This is a genomic window from Paraburkholderia sp. (assembly GCF_036488505.1).
GTDB lineage: Bacteria > Pseudomonadota > Gammaproteobacteria > Burkholderiales > Burkholderiaceae > Paraburkholderia.
Window position 1 is genome coordinate 1 of sequence record NZ_DASXHN010000492.1, and the last position, 17492, is coordinate 17492.

Sequence of the window (17492 nt, forward strand, 5' to 3'; positions counted from 1 at the left end):
GACGTACAGAAGGATCCGAAGGTGATCGAAGCTTATCTGGGTGCGGGGGTCCACTAATGGCAACGGCAATGTTGAAAATCAAGGGCCTGCAGGTCAATTACGGCGGCATACAGGCAGTCAAGGGTATCGATCTCGAAGTTGCGCAGGGCGAACTGGTCACGCTGATCGGCGCGAACGGCGCAGGCAAGACCACGACGATGAAGGCGATCACGGGTCTGAAGCCGTATTCGGCAGGCGATATCGAGTACATGGGTGAGTCGATCAAGGGCATCCCGGCGCACGAGCTGCTCAAGCGCGGTCTCGCGATGGTGCCGGAAGGCCGCGGGATTTTCTCACGCATGTCGATCGTCGAGAACATGCAGATGGGTGCGTATCTGCGCAACGATACCGACGCGATCAAGGCGGACGTCGAGCGCATGTTCGGCTTCTTCCCGCGTCTGAAGGAGCGCGCCGCGCAGTTCGCGGGCACCCTGTCGGGCGGTGAGCAGCAGATGCTGGCGATGGCGCGCGCGATCATCTCGCGTCCGAAATTGCTGCTGCTCGACGAACCGTCGATGGGTCTGTCACCGATCATGGTCGAGAAGATCTTCGAAGTGGTGCGTCTGATTTCGTCCGAAGGCATGACCGTGCTGCTGGTGGAACAGAACGCGCGTCTCGCGCTGCAGGCGGCGAATCGCGGCTACGTGATGGATTCCGGTCTGGTCACGATGTCGGGTGACGCGAAGCAGATGCTCGATGACCCGAAGGTGCGGGCGGCATATCTGGGTGAATAAGTTGAGCGGATAACGCTAGCTTACGAGCTTCGCCGTACCACTGAAAAAAAGGCCGCATGCAAGCGCATGCGGCCTTTTCCATTCAACGGCGTTCGATACGTCAACCGGCCGGCGCAGCAGCCGCGAATTCGCCGAGCCGCTTGCCGAGACTGATCACCGCATCGGCGCGATAACCGAGTGCCTCGTAAAACGCCCGGATATCGGCCTTCGCGGACAGCACCTGCAGATTCAGCTTCGGACAGCCCAGCGCGGTCAGCGCGTTTTCCACCTGCGCGACGAGCCGCGTACCGATGCCGTGACGCCGCACCGACTCATCGACCGCGAGCGAATAGAGCCAGCCGCGGTGCCCATCGTAGCCGCCCATCACCGTGCCGACGATGCGTCCGTCGAGCACCGCGACGAAGAACAGCTCGGGTTGTGTCGCGAGCTTGTTCGCGATCGACAGATGCGGATTGCGCTGCGGCCTGGTCAGGTCCCGATACTCGGGAAAAGCCTGCTGCCACAGCGCGACCACGGCATCGGTGTCGCTCGCGTCGAAGCGGCGGATCGATAGTGGCGTGTTCGTCGTCATCGGCGCTCCGTTTGATTACAGCGAGTCGAGCACCGAACGGAGCATCGCCAGCATCTGGTCGATCTCTTCGTTCGTCACGTTTAGCGCCGGCATGAAGCGCAGCAGGTTGGGGCGCGCCGCGTTCAGCAGCAGGCCGTCCGGTTGCATCTCGCGCGCCTTCTCGACGATCTGGTTGCCGATGTCCTTGCCGAGCAGCAACGCGCGCAGCAGACCTTCGCCGCGCTCGCCTTCGAAACCGCGCTCTGCCGACAGCTCGAGCAGCTTCGTGCGCAGATATTCGCCGCGCGCCTGCACGCCTTCGAGGAAGCCCGGCGCCGTCAGTTGCGAGATCACCGAATAGCCGACCGCGGTCATCAACGGATTGCCGTTGTAAGTACCACCCTGGTCGCCTGCTTCGAACACCGCGACGTCGGCCTTCGACAGCAGCGCCGCGAGCGGCACGCCGCCGCCGATCCCCTTGCCGAGCGTCATGATGTCCGGCTCGATGCCGGACAGTTGATACGCGAACAGTGTGCCCGCGCGGCCGCACCCGCTTTGCACTTCATCGACGATCAGCAGCAGGTTGTGCTTCTTCGTCAACTCGCGCAGTTGCTGCATGAATTCACGCGACGCCGGAATCACCCCGCCTTCGCCCTGAATCGGTTCGAGCATCACGGCGACGGTCTTCGCGTTGATCAGTTTCTCGACCGACGCGATGTCGTTCAGATCCGCCTTCGGGAAGCCGGGCACTTGCGGCGCGTAGATGGTGTCCCAGCCCGGCTTGCCGCTCGCCGACATCGTCGCGAGCGTACGGCCGTGGAAGCTGTGATCGAACGTGATGATCTCGAACGCGCCGTCCTTGAACTTCTTGCCCCACTTGCGCGCGAGCTTGATCGCGCCTTCGTTCGCCTCGGCGCCGCTGTTCGCGAGGAACACCTTGTCGAAGCAGCTGTGCTGCGTGAGCAGGCCCGCGAGCTTCGCCATCGGCTGGTTGTAGAACGCCGGCGACGGGTTGATCAGCAGTTTCGCCTGGGTGTTCAGCGCGTCGATCATCCCGTCGTTGCAGTGACCGAGACTGTTGACCGCCCAGCCCTGAATGAAATCCAGATAGCGCTTGCCGTTGTTGTCGTAAATCCACGAGCCCTTGCCGTGCGTGAAAACGATTTCGGGCCGGTTGGTGATGTACATCAGCGACTCGATCGGATATTCATTGAAATTCATGACGGCAGACTCCAGGCAAAGGGGTGAAAGCAGGTAAAGGATCAATGACGGGGTGGCCCACCAAAATGCGGCCGGAAAAACAGAAAAGCCACGGCATGCCGTGGCTTTCATGATTCGAACAGCTTGCGCCTTGTGCGGCGCGAATCCGTGACGAAGCCAGCGGCGCCCCTATGGGAGCGGCGAGCGGCGACGTCGGAGTTCGGATTGGATGCGGTTCATGCGCGAAAGAATACGACAAGGAAAGCGCCGATGTAAACCATGAATTTGCATCGACGCAGATTTCTCGCGCTGTCTCGATGCTGACACGTTCAGCCTGCCCAGCCCGCGCGTTTTACGCGGGCCGTTCGTTCGCAGCGGATCAGACTGCGTTTGCGAGATCGGCCGCACTGGTGAACGAGTCCGCGTAAAACTCGTCTTCGGGCAGGCCATGGTGCTGCGTAAAATCGCGCACCGCCGATTCGACCATGACCGGTGCGCCGCACGCGTACACCTGATAGCCCGACAGATCGGGCAGATCTTCGATCACTGCGCGGTGCACGAAGCCCGTGCGACCCGTCCACGCGTCGCCCGCGTCGGGCTCGGAGAGCACCGGCACGAACTTGAAGTTCGGAATCTCGCGTGCCCATTGTTCGGCGAGTTCGAGCAGATACAAGTCTTTCTTGCGGCGCGCGCCCCAGTAAAACGTGATCGGCCGCGTGATGTTCTTGAACACCGCGTGCTCGACGATTGCCTTCAGCGGCGCGAACCCGGTGCCGGACGCGAGCAGCACGATCGGCTTGTCGGAGTCTTCACGCAGGAAGAAGGTGCCGAGCGGTGCTTCGAAACGCAGGATGTCGCGTTCCTTCATCGTCGCGAACACGTGGTCGGTGAATGCGCCGCCGGGCATATGGCGGATATGCAGCTCGATCGGACCTTCGACGTGCGGCGCGTTCGCCATCGAATAGCTGCGGCGCTTGCCGTCCTTCAGGATGAATTCGAGGTATTGGCCGGCCAGATATTGCAGACGTTCGTTGGCCGGCAGCTGCAGCCTGACGACCACCACGTCGTCTGCCTTGCGCTCGATCGAGCTGACCCGGCACGGCAGCTTCTTGACCTGCACGTCGCCGACGCCGGCCACTTCGCGGATGTCCACTTCGAGATCGGAGCATGCGCTCGCGCAGCACAGCAGCGCCATGCCACGCGTCTTCTCGTCGTTCGACAGCGCCGACGACGAATGCGCGCGCTGCTCGATCTCGCCGCTCACGATGGTGCCCTTGCATGAACCGCATGCGCCGTTCTTGCAGCCGTACGGCAGGCCGACGCCTTGACGCAGCGCGGCGGACAGCACCGGTTCGTCCTGTTCTACCTGAAACTGCCGGCCGCTTTGCCGGAGCGTGACGTTAAATGCCATAGAGTGTGCGAAATCAAAAACGAAAATCGTTAGCGGACCCGGCGGCTTGAGCGCGCGGTACCTGTTGCGTGTGACGGCTACAATGCGTCCACCATGAAAGCGACACGAAACTTCCGCCGGCCGCGCGTGCTGATCGTAGGATGCGGCGACGTCGGCATGCGCTGCGTGCGTCTGTTGCGGCCGCGCGCGCATGTCTTTGCATTGACGAGCCATGCCGCGCGTTGTGCCGAGTTGCGCGCCGCGGGTGTCACGCCGCTGCGCGGCGATCTCGACGACCCGCACAGCCTCAAACGGCTTGCGGGTCTCGCGCCGACGGTGCTGCATCTCGCTCCGCCGCAGAAGTCCGGCGACGACGACCGGCGCACGCGCGCGCTGCTCGCGACACTCGCGAGGCCGCATTCGACGCGCGCCACAGCTGGCCTCGCACCTCGTGTCACTCCTCGCATCAGAACGGCTGCCGCGCGCCGGAGGGCCGTTTTCGCAGCGGTGCCGGCGGTCACGCCGATCGGGCGAATCCGCCGCACCTGGGCTTCATATCTGGACGCTGAAACACCCGATATTGTACCCGACGGGGTACGCCGGACCGCCGCTTCGCGCGCGCCTACGCGGATCGTCTATGCCAGTACGACGGGCATCTACGGCGACTGCGGCGGTGCGTGGATCGACGAAACACGCGCGCGGCGGCCGGCCAACGCACGCGCGAAGCGGCGCGTATCGGCGGAGTCTCAATTGCGGCGCGCGACCGCACGCGGCAGCGTGAGCGCGAGCATCGCGCGCATTCCGGGCATCTATGCGCGCAATCGTCTGCCGCTCGCGCGGCTGGAACGACGCACACCCGCGCTCGCGGAAGCCGACGACGTCTACACCAACCACATCCACGCCGACGATCTCGCCGCGATTCTCGTGCGCCTCGCGACGCATGGGCGGCCCGCGCGCGCGATCCACGCGTGTGACGACTCGTCGCTGAAAATGGGCGCGTACTTCGACGCGGTCGCCGATACGTTCGGCGTTGCGCGCGCGCCGCGCATCACACGTGCGCAGGCGCAGGCGCAGATCGATCCGACTTTGCTGTCGTTCATGCGCGAATCGCGACGGCTCGTGAACCGGCGTTTGAAGGAGGAGTTGCGCGTGCGTCTGCGCTATCCGAACGTGGCGAGTTTCCTGAGCGAAATCGCGAAGGCGGGCGGCTAGCGCTTGTGCGCCGGACAACGCAAGCCGCCAAGCAGCCGAGGCCCGGTCAGCCGGAAGCCACAAGCACGGGGGGAACGGTAACGCGGCGCAGGCCTGAAGGCGGCGAAGGCATATAGGCGGCGAAGGCATGAAAGCGGCGCAAAAATCCGCGCCACCAAGCATCGCTCGACCGAACAACGCGCATCCGCCGCGCCGCATCAATGGACCGCGCAAGCTGACAGCGTTAGCGGTCCACCGGTGGGTGCCGTGTCAGGTCAGTGACGGCAGCATTTCGAGCAGCAGGAAACACAGCATCGCGCCAATCAAAGCGCCGATCAGGTTCGGTTGGTACCTGTGCCGCAGCCGCATGACGACCAGTGAGCCGCCGACCAGCAGCAGCGCAAAAAAGATAAACGCAATCATCGCCTGCGAGATCGTAATCGTGCCGTCGATATGCATGGCGCCCCTCCTTGAAACTTTTGTAGTCGTTGTTTCAACGAGTATAGGGCGACAGGTGACGAACAGCATGCTGCGACGCAACGCGCGGTGGGCGACGCAAGCACAACGCGCCGCCTTTTCCCGGCGCATCAATGGCTTATGGCGTGACTATTGGCCCGCTAGATGTTTACCCGCCCCGCGGCGCCGCGTAGCGCGTTAAGGCCGGCTTCGTCGAGCCATTGCCATGCGCCCGGCGCGAGCGTCGCGGGCAACGCGAGGCCGCCGATGCGCTCGCGATGCAGCGCCTCGCAACGGTTGCCGGCGGCCGCGATCATCCGTTTGACCTGATGGTATTTGCCTTCGAGCACGGTCAGCGCGAGCGTGTGGGTATCGCGCGCCTGCGCGTCGAGCGCGGCGCTCGATTTGCTGTCGCCGTGCAGCAACACGCCGTCGCGCAACGCGCCGAGTTGGGTGTCGTCGAGCGGATGGCGCGTGGTCGCCACATACAGCTTCGGCACCTTGCGCTTGGGCGACGTGAACTGATGCACGAACTTGCCGTCGTCGGAGAGCAGCAGCAGGCCGGTGGTGTCCTGATCGAGACGGCCGACGCACTGCACGCCGCGCTCGGCGAACTGCGGCGGCAACAGAGTGAACACGCTCGGATGATGCTGCGGATCGCGCGAGCATTCGTAGCCGGCGGGCTTGTTCAGCAGCAGATACGCGTGCTCGCGATACGGCCATTCGACGCCGTCGACGCTAAAGCGAAAGGTCTCGCCGGTGATCGGGAAATCGGCGTCGGCATCGGTGCACACGGTGCCATCGATAGCAACGCGCGCATCGCCGATCAGCGCGCGGCATTGCCGGCGCGAGCCGAAACCCTGGGTAAAGAGGATGCTTTCGAGATTCATGGCGAGCGAAGAATAACACCGCAAGAAGCGGAGCGCCCCGCGACGCGTAAGCGTCGACGATGAACACCTCACGTTCGATTCCGGGAGTTCATCGATGTCCGCCACGCCATCATCGTCTTCTTCATCTGCGCGTTCTTCGTCCGCGGCCGCCGCCATTTTGCCCGGCGCATTTCATCGCCTTGCCTGGTCGAATCTGTGCGCGCAATTGGCCGAGCAGATCAGCCTCGCCGCCGCGCCGCTGGTCGCGGTGTTCGCGCTGGGCGCGAGCGCGCGCGGCACCGGTCTGCTGCAAACCGCGCAGACGCTGCCGTTCCTGCTGCTGTCCATCCCGCTCGGCGTATGGGCCGACCGCCGCTCGCGCCGCGTGCTGATGACACTCGCCGAAAGCGTGCGCGTGTTCGCGATGCTGGGCGTATTGCTGCTCGTGCTGACGCACGCGCTGAGCCTGCCACTGCTGGCAGCGCTGGGTTTCATCGCCGCGACCGGCACGGTCGCGTACAACGTTGCCGCGCCGTCGCTGGTGCCATCGATCGTGCCGCGCGAAGCCTATGCAATCGCCAACGGCCGGCTCGAACTCGCGCGCAGCGTCGCGTATTCGGCGGGCCCGGCGCTGGGCGGCTTGCTGGTCGGCTGGATCGGCGCGGGCTGGGCGTATGGCGGCGCGGCGGCGTTCTCCGCGCTGGCGGTCGGGTTGCTCGCGGGCTTGCGCGAGCCGCCGCGCGCGGCGACGCCACCCCGTCATTTCATGCTCGAGTTGCGCGACGGCACGCGCTTCGTGCTGCGCGATCCGTTGCTGCTGCCGATTCTCGCGACCGCCGTGTTCTTCAATCTCGGCTTCTTTATCCTGCAGGCGGTGTATGTGCCGTACGCGGTGCATCGGTTGGGGCTCGGCGCGTCGGCGGTCGGGGTGACGCTCGGCGCGTACGGCGTCGGCATGGTATGCGGCGCGCTCGCCGCGCCCGCGATCGCGCGGCGTGTCGCGTTCGGCCGCCTGCTGACGATTGGACCCGTGTGCGGTCTGCTTGCGTCGCTGGTGATGGTGGCGACGCTCGCCGTCCCGTCGTTCTGGCTCGCGCTCGCGAGTTTCTTTTTGCTCGGCGCTGGGCCGATCCTGTGGGTCGTCGGCTCGACGACGCTGCGTCAGGCGATCACGCCCGAGCGGATGATGGGCCGCGTGTCAGCGCTGATCAGTACCGCCACCTACGGCGCGCGGCCGGTGGGTGCGCTGCTCGGCGCGGTGCTGAGCGCGCGCTGGAACGTCGACGCATGCCTGGTCGCGGCGGCGCTCGCGTTCGTCGTGCAGGCGCTGATCATTGTCATGTCGCCGGCGGCGCTGCTCGTGCGTATCCCGGAGTTGGGCGCCGAAGCGGACGTCGCGGCGTGCCGCAAACCGCGTCGTTGAAAATTTATTTTCATTGACGCGGCGCCGTGCGAATGTCAAAGCCCCTTCATTGACGGTGCTTTGTCCGTGAAAACCCTCAACGCATGAAAATGAATTTTTTCCTGGACGAGTTCCATGTAAATATACTTTCATTCATTTCGAACAGAGCGACCGCGCCCGTCCGCCTGCATGATCCATCACCCGTCCGCTGTTTCGAATCCCGCCGAGCAGGCGATTGCCGCGCGCATCGTCGCGGCCATGCCGACCCTCACGCCGATTCACCGGCGCATGGGCGACTATGTGCTGGCCAATCTGTTTCGCGCGGCGACGATGCGGATCGACGAGCTGGCAAGCGCGGTCGGCGCGTCGGTCGCGAGCGCGAACCGCTTCGCGCGCGCCCTTGGCTTCGACGGCTATCCGCAGTTTCGTGAAGCGCTGGTACGCGGCTTCGAGGCGACGCTCGCGCCGGTCGAGCGGCTGCGCAGCGCGCAGGAATCGCCCGCGGCCGGCGACGATCTGGTCGATGCGTCGCTCGAGCAGGCCGCCGACAATCTGCACGCGACACGCACGTCGATCGACCGCGCCACGGCCGACGCCGCCGTTGACGCGATCATCGCCGCGCGCCGCGTGTTCGTCGTCGGTTTTGGCGCGAGCGCGTTTCTCGCGGGGCTGATGGAGCACGGCCTGCTTCCGTATCACGACTACGTGCGCTCGCTGGCGGTGAGCGGCGGCCCGTCGCATGCGGCGCGGCATCTGGTGCGCTCGAACGACGGCGATCTGGTGATCGGTATCGCGTTTCCCCGTTACGTCGAAGACACGATCGAACTCGCGCGACGCGCGGCCGGGCGCGGGGCGCGCGTCCTCGCGCTGACCGACGGCCCGCACTCGCCGCTTGCGCAGTTCGCGGACCTTGCGCTATATGTCCGCGCCCACCGGCGGCTCGCGTCGAATGCCGACTCGGCCGTGCTTGCGGTGATCGAGGCGCTGTGCGACGCGGTCGCGTATCGCGCGCAACGCTCGGTCGAAGCGGCCGCGGATGTCAGCGAATTCGTGCTGCCGTGGCTGTTCGATCCGCAAAGCAAGCCGGCCGGCAACGCTAGCGAGCCGGTGCATGCGCCGGGCAAAAGCGCACGGCCGAAGGATGCGAAGGCGCAACGGATTCAAGCGAAAGGCACCGAAGCTAAGGGCGCGAAAGCAAAGGCAATTGAAGCAATGGACACTGAGGCAAAGGGCACTGAGGCAAAGGGCACTGAAGCTAACGGCACTGAAGCAAAAGGCACTCAAGCAACAGGCACTAAAACCAGGCGCGCCGAAGCCCACGTCACGAGCACTCGCCGCACCGAACCCAAAGCCCCCACAGCTGCCGCAGATTCCCGCACCACCCGAACGACCCGCACTCCACACTCCAAACGATGAACTCCAACGCAGTCATTGCTATTCACGGCGGGGCAGGCACGATCCTGCGCGCATCGATGTCGGCCAGCGCCGAAGCCGACTATCACGCGGCGCTCGACGCAGCGCTGCGTGCCGGACAACGCGTGCTCGCCGACGGCGGCAGCGCGCTCGACGCGGTCAGCGAAGCGGTGCGCCTGCTCGAGGATTGCCCGCTCTTCAACGCGGGCCATGGCGCGGTCTATACGTCGGCCGGCACGCACGAGCTCGACGCCGCGATCATGGACGGCCGCACGCTCGATGCCGGCGCAGTCTGCTGCGTGAAGCGCGTGCGCAATCCGATCCTGGCCGCGCGCCGCGTGCTGGAGCGCAGCGACCACGTGCTGTTCACCGGCGAGGGCGCCGAGGCGTTCGCGGCCGCGCAGGGTCTCGAGGTCGTCGATAACAGCTACTTCGATACCGATGCACGCTACCGCCAGTGGCAGATCGCGCGCGAGCAGCAGCGCCCGATGCTCGATCACGACGGCGCGACGCTCGCGGCGGCGGCGTCGAGTAACGGCGAGCCGACACCGCACGAACCGATCGACCCGAATCGCAAGTTCGGCACAGTCGGCGCGGTTGCGCTCGATCGGCACGGTCACGTGGCCGCGGCAACCTCAACGGGCGGCGTCACCAACAAGCAGGCCGGGCGTGTCGGCGACACGCCGCTGATCGGCGCGGGGTGCTACGCGGACGACGCGACCTGCGCGGTGTCGACCACCGGCTCCGGCGAGATGTTCATGCGCATGGTCGCAGCTTATGACGTCGCCGCGCAGATGGCCTATCGGGAGATCTCGCTCGAACAAGCCGCGCGCGACGTCGTGATGAACCGTCTGCCGAAAATCGACGGGCGCGGCGGCCTGATTGCCGTCGACGGGCGCGGCAACGTGACGCTGCCGTTCAATACCGAAGGCATGTACCGCGGTTTCGCGCGGCTTGGCGAAGCGCCGGTGACGGCGATTTATCGCTAGCCACGCCAGCGGCGTACGCCGTTGCATCGCCGCCAGAACCTCGTTGAACTGTGCTCGACCATTGTTAGCCGCGTTCGAATTCAAAGGAATCACTGTGCCGACTTCATCGCACACCGCCCGCCCGCTTATCGAAACCCTGCCGCCGCAACGCGTGCTCGCGGTCGACGATCTGACGGTCGCGTTCCGCCGCGGCGGCTCGACGTTCAACGCGGTGCGCAATCTGTCGTTGACGGTCGAGCGCGGCGAGACGCTCGCGATCGTCGGTGAATCGGGCTCGGGCAAATCGGTCACGTCGCTCGCGCTGATGCGGCTGATCGAGCACGGCGGCGGACGGGTGGCGGGCGGCGGCATCGCGTTCCGGCGTCGCGACGGCAGCGTGCTCGATCTCGCCCACGCGTCGTCCGGCAAGATGCGCACGATTCGCGGCGCCGACATCGCAATGATTTTCCAGGAGCCGATGACCTCGCTGAACCCGGTCTTCACGGTCGGTGATCAGATCAGCGAGGCGATCGCGCTGCATCAGGGCAAGAGCCGCGACGCCGCGCGCGCAGAAACCGTGCGGCTGCTCGAACTCGTGCGGATTCCCGAGGCGAAACGGGTGGCTGCGCGCTTCCCGCATCAACTGTCGGGTGGCATGCGTCAGCGCGTGATGATCGCAATGGCGTTGTCATGCAAGCCCGCGTTGCTGATCGCCGACGAGCCGACCACCGCGCTCGACGTGACGATTCAGGCGCAGATCCTGCAACTGATTCGCGGCTTGCAGGACGAGATGAATATGGGCGTGATCTTTATCACGCACGACATGGGCGTGGTCGCCGAAGTGGCCGACCGCGTGCTCGTGATGTATCGCGGCGAAAAAGTGGAAGAGGGCGCGGCCGATGCGCTGTTCGCCGAGCCGTCGCATCCATATACGAAGGCGTTGCTCGCCGCGGTGCCGCGTCTGGGCTCGATGCAGGGCACCGACCAACCGGCGCGCTTCCCGATTGTGAGCGTCGCCGAGGCCGGCCTGAGCGGTGACGAACCCGCGGTGCAACCCGCCGCCGCGGTCGCGGCAGAAGCGCAGCCGCTAGTGCGCGAGGACACGCCGCCGATTCTGCGCGTGCGCGATCTGGTCACGCGCTTTCCGGTTCGCAGCGGGCTGTTCGGCCGGATGACGGGCCGCGTGCATGCGGTCGAGAAAGTCAGCTTCGATCTGCGGCCCGGCGAAACGCTCGCGCTCGTCGGCGAATCGGGCTGCGGCAAGTCGACCACGGGCCGCTCGCTGCTGCGCCTCGTCGAAAGCCAGAGCGGCTCGATCGAATTCGGCGGCAAGGACATCAGCGCGCTGACAGGGTCCGCGTTGCAGGCGCTGCGGCGCGATATCCAGTTTATTTTTCAGGACCCGTTCGCGTCGCTGAATCCGCGCTTGACCGTGGGCTTCTCGATTATGGAGCCGCTGCTCGTGCATCGCGTCGCGCAAGGTGCGCAGGCGCAGGCGCGGGTGGCGTGGCTGCTCGAAAAGGTCGGTTTGCCGGCCGACGCCGCGCGCCGCTATCCACATGAATTTTCCGGCGGGCAGCGCCAGCGCATCGCGATTGCACGCGCGCTCGCATTGAATCCGAAAGTGGTGATCGCCGACGAATCGGTGTCCGCGCTCGATGTGTCCGTGCAGGCGCAGATCGTCAATCTGATGCTCGATTTGCAGCGCGAACTCGGCGTCGCGTATCTGTTCATTTCGCACGACATGGCGGTGGTCGAGCGTGTCAGCCATCGCGTCGCGGTGATGTATCTCGGCCAGATCGTCGAGATCGGCCCGCGTCGCGCGGTGTTCGAGGCGCCGCAGCATCCGTACACGAAGAAGCTGATGAGCGCGGTGCCGGTCGCCGATCCGGCCCGCCGGCACGCGAAGCGCATGCTCGCCGCGGATGAGATCCCCAGCCCGATCCGCGCGTTGCACGACGAGCCGGCGGTCGCGCCGCTCGTTGCGGTGGGACCGGACCATTTCGTCGCGCGGCATCGCGTGGGCGGCGCGTATTGAGTCGCAGGCAGCCAGGACCCAAGTGGAAGCCCCGCAACAGAGGCATCGGAAAGAAGCACAAGCAAGCCAATCAGAACAAACCCGTTACACCATCAACCCCTTTTCATCTCGCAGCCTGGAGCAACCTCATGAACCTGCTGGTCCCGTCTTCTCCGTTTCGTTTGCGCGCGCTGCTCAGCGGCGGCGCGGTGGTGTTCGCGATGCTCGCGGGCAATCTCGCGCATGCCGAAACCACGGCCGTGATGGCGGTCGCGTCGACCTTCACGACGCTCGATCCGTACGACGCGAATGACACGCTGTCGCAGGCGGTCGCGAAGTCGTTCTACCAGGGGCTGTTCGGTTTCGACAAGGACATGAAGCTCGTCAACGTGCTGGCCGACAGCTATGAGGCGAGCGCCGACGCGCGCGTCTACACGATCAAGTTGCGCCATGGCGTGAAGTTCCAGGACGGCACCGATTTCAACGCGGCGGCGGTCAAGGCGAACTTCGACCGCGTGACCGACCCGGCGAACAAGCTCAAGCGCTACAACATGTTCAGCCGCATCGAGAAGACCGAGGTGGTCGATCCGTACACGGTGCGCGTCACGCTGAAGGCGCCGTTCTCGGCGTTCGTCAACGTGCTCGCGCATCCGTCGGCGGTGATGATCTCGCCCGACGCGCTGAAGAAGTACGGCAAGGACATCGCGTTCCATCCGGTCGGCACCGGCCCGTTCGAACTCGTGAAATGGGACCCGGCGGGCGACCTGACGGTGAAGAAGTTCGCCGGCTACTGGAAGAAGGGCTACCCGAAGATCGACGCGATCGACTGGAAGCCGGTGGTCGACAACAACACGCGCGCCGCGCTGATGCGCACCGGCGAAGCGGACTTCGCGTTCCAGGTGCCGTTCGAGCAGGCCGCGCAATTGCAGTCGAGCCCGAAGGTCGACCTGATCGCGGCGCCGTCGATCATCGAGCGCTATATCAGCATGAACATGAACCAGAAGCCCTTCGACAACCCGAAGGTGCGTGAAGCGCTGAACTACGCGGTGAACAAGGATGCGCTGACCAAGGTCGCGTTCGCTGGCTATGCGACGCCGGCCGAAGGCGTGGTGCCGCAGGGCGTCGATTACGCGGCCAAGCTCGGCCCGTGGCCGTACGATCCGGCGAAGGCGCGCGAGTTGCTGAAGGAAGCCGGCTATCCGAACGGTTTCGAAACGACGCTGTGGTCCGCGTATAACTACTCGACCGCGCAGAAGGTGATCCAGTTCGTGCAGCAGCAGCTTGCGCAGGTCGGCATCAAAGCCAGCGTCGAAGCGCTCGAAGCGGGCCAGCGCGTCGCCAGGGTCGAAAGCGCGCAGGACCCGGCGAGCGCGCCGGTGCGGATGTACTACGCGGGCTGGTCGTCGTCGACCGGTGAAGCCGACTGGGCAATCAGCCCGCTGCTGGCCGGCTACTCGTTCCCGCCGAAGATGGTCAATACCTCGTACTACAAGAACGACACCGTCGACAGCGATCTGAAGCAGGCGCTCGAAACCACCGACCGCACGCAGAAGGCCGCGCTGTACACGGATGCGCAAAAGCGCATCTGGGCCGACGCGCCGTGGATTTTCCTCGTCAAGGAGAAAGTCGTGTACGCGCGCAGCAAGCGTCTGTCGGGTGCTTACGTCGCGCCGGACGGCTCGTTCAATTTCGACGAAATCGCGATCAAGTGATCAGTTCGAACGTGCGGCTCGCGCGAGCGCGGGCCGCACGTTCGCGGCGGCAGCCGCGCTTCGCGCCGCCTGGCTGCCGCCGCCTCCGATCCTCCGTCGCCCGCATCCTTGCCGGACTGGTTTCATGCTGAACTTTCTCGTCAAACGTCTTTTTGGCCTGCTGCCGACGCTTCTTATCGTCGCCGTGCTGGTGTTCCTGTTCGTGCATCTGCTGCCGGGTGATCCGGCGCGGCTTGCCGCCGGTCCGGAAGCGGACGAGGCGACCGTCGCGCTGGTGCGCTCCGATCTCGGCCTCGACAAACCGCTGCCGCAGCAGTTCGTGCGCTTCTTCTGGCGGATGGCGCACGGCGACTTCGGCACCTCGACGCGCAGCAAGCGGCCGGTGAGCGAGGAAATCGCCGAGCGCTTCATGCCGACGCTGTGGCTGACGATTGCGAGCATGGTGTGGGCGGTCGTGTTCGGGATGGCGCTCGGCATCGTCTCGGCCGTGTGGCGCAACCGCTGGCCCGACCGGCTGGGGATGACGCTCGCGGTGTCGGGCATTTCGTTTCCGGCGTTCGCGCTCGGCATGCTGCTGATGGAAATCTTCTCGGTGCAACTCGGCTGGCTGCCGATCGTCGGCGACGGCACGTGGCGCGGCTACGTGCTGCCGTCGCTGACGCTCGGCGCGGCGGTCGCGGCGGTGATGGCGCGCTTTACGCGCGCGTCGTTCGTCGAAGTGATGCACGAGGATTTCGTGCGCACCGCGCGCGCGAAGGGCGTGCCGGAACGGCTGGTGATCGTCAAGCACTGCCTGCGCAACGCGCTGATTCCCGTCGTCACGATGATGGGCTTGCAGTTCGGCTTTCTGCTGGGCGGCTCGATCGTCGTCGAGGTGGTGTTCAACTGGCCGGGCCTTGGGCGCCTGCTCGTCGATGCGGTGTCGATGCGCGACTATCCGATCATTCAGGCCGAGGTGCTGTTGTTCTCGCTCGAATTCATCATCATCAATCTGATCGTGGATGTGCTGTACGCCGTGATCAATCCGACTATCCGTTTCAAGTGAGGCCCGCATGAGCATGACTGCCACCGAGCCGAACGCGGCCAACGCCGCGCCCGCCGAACGCGCGATCCGCACGCCGTGGAGCGAGTTCTGGCGCAAGTTCCGCAAGCAGCACGTCGCGATGGTTGCCGGCGTGTTCGTGCTGCTGCTGATCGTGGTCGCGATCATCGCGCCGCATATCGTGCCGTACGACCCGGAGAACTTCTTCGACTACGACGCGCTGAACGCGGGGCCGTCGGCTGCGCACTGGTTCGGCGTCGATTCGCTGGGGCGCGACATTTTCAGCCGCATCCTCGCCGGTTCGCGCATCTCGCTCGAGGCCGGCTTTCTGTCGGTCACGATCGGCGCGGTGATCGGCACGTTCTTCGGCCTGCTGGCCGGCTACTACGAGGGCTGGTGGGATCGCATCACGATGCGCGTGGCCGACGTGCTGTTCGCGTTCCCCGGCATTCTGCTCGCGATCGGCGTGGTCGCGATTCTCGGCAACGGCATGATCAACGTGATCTGTGCGGTGGCGATTTTCAGTATTCCGGCATTCGCACGGCTGGTGCGCGGCAATACGCTGATGCTCAAGCAGCTCACCTATATCGAGGCGGCCCGCAGCATCGGCGCGTCGGACTGGACGATCATCATGCGGCATATTCTGCCGGGCACGATTTCGTCGGTGGTCGTGTATCTGACGATGCGCATCGGGACCTCGATCATCACCGCGGCGAGTCTGTCGTTTCTCGGCCTCGGCGCGCAGCCGCCGACCCCCGAGTGGGGCGCGATGCTCAACGAAGCGCGCGCCGATATGGTGACCGCGCCGCATATCGCGCTGTTTCCGAGTCTCGCGATCTTTCTGACCGTGCTCGCCTTCAACCTGCTCGGCGACGGTCTGCGCGACGCGCTCGATCCGAAGCTGGACCGGCCATGAGTACGCCCGCTTCTGCTGCATTGCGCGCGCCGCATATCGGCCAGTTGCCGGCCGCAGCGTTGGGCTCGATCGCGGACGTCGCGGGCGTGAGCGTCGGCCATTGCACGCTCGCCGACGGCGCGTTGCAAACCGGTGTGACCGTGATCCGTCCGCATCCGGGCGATCCGTTCGTCGACAAGGTGCCCGCGGCGGCGTCGGTCATCAACGGCTTCGGCAAGAGCATCGGGCTCGTGCAAGTCGAAGAACTCGGCACGCTGGAGACGCCGATCGCGCTTACCAATACGTTCAGCGTCGGCGCGCTCGCGCAGGCGCAGATCCGCGCGGCGGTGCGCGCGAATCCGCGCATCGGACGCGAATGGCCGACGGTCAATCCGCTGGTGTTCGAATGCAACGATGGGTATCTGAACGATATCCAGGCAATGGCCGTCACCGCGCGCCATTTCGACGAAGCATTCGATGCCGCGAGCAGCGATATCGCGAGCGGCGCGGTCGGCGCCGGACGTGGGATGTCGTGCTTCGATCTGAAGGGTGGGATCGGCAATGCCTCGCGTGTGGTCAGCGCGGCGGGGCGCGATTACACGGTTGGCGCGCTCGTGCTCGCGAACTTCGGCCGTCTGCCGATGCTGACGATCGACGGCACGCCGCTCGGCCGGGTGCTGGCCGAACGCGCGGCCGCAACCGCCGAGCCGAGTGCGTCCGCTACGGCCGCGAAGCCCGAACAAGGCTCGATCATCATGATCGTCGCGACCGATGCGCCGCTCGACGCGCGTCAACTGAAGCGCCTGTCGCTGCGCGCGGCGGCCGGCCTCGCGCGCACCGGCTCGGTGTACGGGCACGGCAGCGGCGATATCGCGCTGGCGTTCTCGACCGCGTACACGGTGCCGCACGGCGCCGATCACATCACACTGCAGCTGCTCGTCGCCGATCACTGCATGGACCCGCTGTTTCGCGCGTGCGCGGACAGCGTCGAACAGGCGATCGTCGATGCGTTGTGGAGCGCCGAATCCGTAACAGGCCGGGACGGCCATCGGCGCGTGTCGCTGCGCGACAGCGTGCCGGACCTGGCCCAACTGCTCACTGCCAACTGCTGATCAATACGCGATGAAAGTTCTCGTTTCGACCGATATCGAAGGCGTGGCCGGCGTCTTCCATTCTGAGCAGACCCGTGCGGGCAACGGGGAATACGAAGCCGCGCGCCGCTGGATGACGCTCGAAGCCAACGCCGCAATCGAAGGCGCGTTCGCGGGCGGCGCGACCGACGTGTGGGCCAACGATTCGCACGGTGGCTTTCGCAACCTGCTACCCGATCTGCTCGATCCGCGCGCGCAGGTCGTGCTCGGCAAGCCGCGCACGCTCGGCATGATGGCCGGGCTCGAATACGGCGCGGCGCTCGTCTTCATGATCGGCTATCACGCGAAGGCGCAAACGCGCGGCATCCTCGCGCACACGATCAACAGCTTTGCCTTCGCGCGCGTTTCGCTGAACGGTGTCGAGGTCGGCGAGGCGGGCGTCTATGGCGCGCTGGCGGAAGAATATGGCGCACAGGTCGCACTTTTATCCGGCGATGACGTCTTCGCCGAAGAAACCGCGCCG

General features: G+C 65.4%; 16 protein-coding genes and 1 pseudogene. 12 read left to right on the top strand and 5 right to left on the bottom strand.

What is annotated here, in order from left to right:
* The coding region (locus tag VGH68_RS30170) for a hypothetical protein (RefSeq protein WP_414697001.1) at nucleotides 1-57 on the top strand (57 nt) is incomplete at its 5' end.
* Nucleotides 57-773: an ABC transporter ATP-binding protein gene (locus tag VGH68_RS28030; protein ID WP_331606988.1), complete on the top strand. Its 717-nt coding sequence runs from the start codon at nucleotides 57-59 to the stop codon at nucleotides 771-773. The genes VGH68_RS30170 and VGH68_RS28030, both read left to right, overlap by 1 nt.
* Before the next feature lie 100 nt (nucleotides 774-873).
* On the opposite strand, the gene VGH68_RS28035 is transcribed toward VGH68_RS28030, so the two are convergent.
* From VGH68_RS28035 to VGH68_RS28045, 3 genes are all read right to left on the bottom strand, one after another.
* On the bottom strand, nucleotides 874-1344 hold the full coding sequence (locus VGH68_RS28035) for a GNAT family acetyltransferase (RefSeq protein WP_331606989.1): 471 nt from the start codon (nucleotides 1342-1344) through the stop codon (nucleotides 874-876).
* Between the two features lie 15 nt (nucleotides 1345-1359).
* Nucleotides 1360-2544, bottom strand: coding sequence for an acetylornithine transaminase (locus tag VGH68_RS28040; RefSeq protein ID WP_331606990.1), 1185 nt, complete (start codon nucleotides 2542-2544; stop codon nucleotides 1360-1362).
* A gap of 358 nt (nucleotides 2545-2902) precedes the next feature.
* Nucleotides 2903-3934: a CDP-6-deoxy-delta-3,4-glucoseen reductase gene (locus VGH68_RS28045; protein ID WP_331606991.1), complete on the bottom strand. Its 1032-nt coding sequence runs from the start codon at nucleotides 3932-3934 to the stop codon at nucleotides 2903-2905.
* Between the two features lie 93 nt (nucleotides 3935-4027).
* Here VGH68_RS28045 and VGH68_RS28050 point away from each other — a divergent pair, with 93 nt between their 5' ends.
* Nucleotides 4028-5125 (top strand): NAD-binding protein, encoded by a 1098-nt coding sequence (locus tag VGH68_RS28050; protein ID WP_331606992.1) that lies wholly within the window; start codon nucleotides 4028-4030, stop codon nucleotides 5123-5125.
* Nucleotides 5126-5374: 249 nt separating this feature from the next.
* On the opposite strand, the gene VGH68_RS28055 is transcribed toward VGH68_RS28050, so the two are convergent.
* Both VGH68_RS28055 and VGH68_RS28060 read right to left on the bottom strand, forming a co-directional pair.
* A complete protein-coding gene (locus VGH68_RS28055) occupies nucleotides 5375-5563 on the bottom strand; it encodes a hypothetical protein (RefSeq protein WP_331607003.1) in 189 nt (62 codons plus the stop codon).
* 158 nt (nucleotides 5564-5721) lie between these two features.
* Nucleotides 5722-6450 carry a 16S rRNA pseudouridine(516) synthase gene (locus tag VGH68_RS28060; RefSeq protein WP_331606994.1) on the bottom strand — a complete coding sequence of 243 codons (729 nt, stop codon included), beginning with the start codon at nucleotides 6448-6450 and terminating at the stop codon, nucleotides 5722-5724.
* A gap of 94 nt (nucleotides 6451-6544) precedes the next feature.
* Here VGH68_RS28060 and VGH68_RS28065 point away from each other — a divergent pair, with 94 nt between their 5' ends.
* The 9 genes and pseudogenes from VGH68_RS28065 to VGH68_RS28105 form a co-directional block, all read left to right on the top strand.
* Nucleotides 6545-7852: an MFS transporter gene (locus VGH68_RS28065; RefSeq protein ID WP_331606995.1), complete on the top strand. Its 1308-nt coding sequence runs from the start codon at nucleotides 6545-6547 to the stop codon at nucleotides 7850-7852.
* 168 nt (nucleotides 7853-8020) lie between these two features.
* Nucleotides 8021-8989: pseudogene (locus VGH68_RS28070) on the top strand (MurR/RpiR family transcriptional regulator); the annotation flags it as partial.
* A gap of 254 nt (nucleotides 8990-9243) precedes the next feature.
* A complete protein-coding gene (locus tag VGH68_RS28075) occupies nucleotides 9244-10233 on the top strand; it encodes an isoaspartyl peptidase/L-asparaginase (RefSeq protein WP_331606996.1) in 990 nt (329 codons plus the stop codon).
* Nucleotides 10234-10327: 94 nt separating this feature from the next.
* Nucleotides 10328-12250 (top strand): dipeptide ABC transporter ATP-binding protein, encoded by a 1923-nt coding sequence (locus VGH68_RS28080; RefSeq protein ID WP_331606997.1) that lies wholly within the window; start codon nucleotides 10328-10330, stop codon nucleotides 12248-12250.
* Between the two features lie 128 nt (nucleotides 12251-12378).
* Nucleotides 12379-13941 (top strand): glutathione ABC transporter substrate-binding protein GsiB, encoded by a 1563-nt coding sequence (gsiB, locus tag VGH68_RS28085; protein ID WP_331606998.1) that lies wholly within the window; start codon nucleotides 12379-12381, stop codon nucleotides 13939-13941.
* 124 nt (nucleotides 13942-14065) lie between these two features.
* A complete protein-coding gene (gene gsiC, locus VGH68_RS28090; RefSeq protein WP_331606999.1) occupies nucleotides 14066-14986 on the top strand; it encodes a glutathione ABC transporter permease GsiC in 921 nt (306 codons plus the stop codon).
* Nucleotides 14987-14999: 13 nt separating this feature from the next.
* Nucleotides 15000-15899 (top strand): glutathione ABC transporter permease GsiD, encoded by a 900-nt coding sequence (gsiD, locus tag VGH68_RS28095; RefSeq protein ID WP_414697002.1) that lies wholly within the window; start codon nucleotides 15000-15002, stop codon nucleotides 15897-15899.
* Nucleotides 15896-16990, top strand: coding sequence for a P1 family peptidase (locus VGH68_RS28100; protein WP_331607001.1), 1095 nt, complete (start codon nucleotides 15896-15898; stop codon nucleotides 16988-16990). Before gsiD ends, VGH68_RS28100 begins: the two co-directional genes overlap by 4 nt.
* Nucleotides 16991-17000: 10 nt before the next feature.
* Nucleotides 17001-17492, top strand: a 492-nt coding sequence (locus VGH68_RS28105; protein ID WP_331607002.1) for a M55 family metallopeptidase, incomplete at its 3' end; no start/stop codon positions are given.

Excerpts from the sequence above, each read along its gene's own strand:
- VGH68_RS28050 (WP_331606992.1), top strand. The coding sequence starts at position 4,028 with ATGAAAGCGACACGAAACTTCCGCCGGCCGCGCGTGCTGATCGTAGGA.
- VGH68_RS28065 (WP_331606995.1), top strand. The coding sequence starts at position 6,545 with ATGTCCGCCACGCCATCATCGTCTTCTTCATCTGCGCGTTCTTCGTCC.
- VGH68_RS28035 (WP_331606989.1), bottom strand. The coding sequence starts at position 1,344 with ATGACGACGAACACGCCACTATCGATCCGCCGCTTCGACGCGAGCGAC.
- VGH68_RS28045 (WP_331606991.1), bottom strand. The coding sequence starts at position 3,934 with ATGGCATTTAACGTCACGCTCCGGCAAAGCGGCCGGCAGTTTCAGGTA.
- VGH68_RS28075 (WP_331606996.1), top strand. The coding sequence starts at position 9,244 with ATGAACTCCAACGCAGTCATTGCTATTCACGGCGGGGCAGGCACGATC.
- VGH68_RS28040 (WP_331606990.1), bottom strand. The coding sequence starts at position 2,544 with ATGAATTTCAATGAATATCCGATCGAGTCGCTGATGTACATCACCAAC.
- gsiB (WP_331606998.1), top strand. The coding sequence starts at position 12,379 with ATGAACCTGCTGGTCCCGTCTTCTCCGTTTCGTTTGCGCGCGCTGCTC.
- VGH68_RS28100 (WP_331607001.1), top strand. The coding sequence starts at position 15,896 with ATGAGTACGCCCGCTTCTGCTGCATTGCGCGCGCCGCATATCGGCCAG.
- gsiD (WP_414697002.1), top strand. The coding sequence starts at position 15,000 with ATGACTGCCACCGAGCCGAACGCGGCCAACGCCGCGCCCGCCGAACGC.
- gsiC (WP_331606999.1), top strand. The coding sequence starts at position 14,066 with ATGCTGAACTTTCTCGTCAAACGTCTTTTTGGCCTGCTGCCGACGCTT.
- VGH68_RS28060 (WP_331606994.1), bottom strand. The coding sequence starts at position 6,450 with ATGAATCTCGAAAGCATCCTCTTTACCCAGGGTTTCGGCTCGCGCCGG.
- VGH68_RS28055 (WP_331607003.1), bottom strand. The coding sequence starts at position 5,563 with ATGCATATCGACGGCACGATTACGATCTCGCAGGCGATGATTGCGTTT.
- VGH68_RS28030 (WP_331606988.1), top strand. The coding sequence starts at position 57 with ATGGCAACGGCAATGTTGAAAATCAAGGGCCTGCAGGTCAATTACGGC.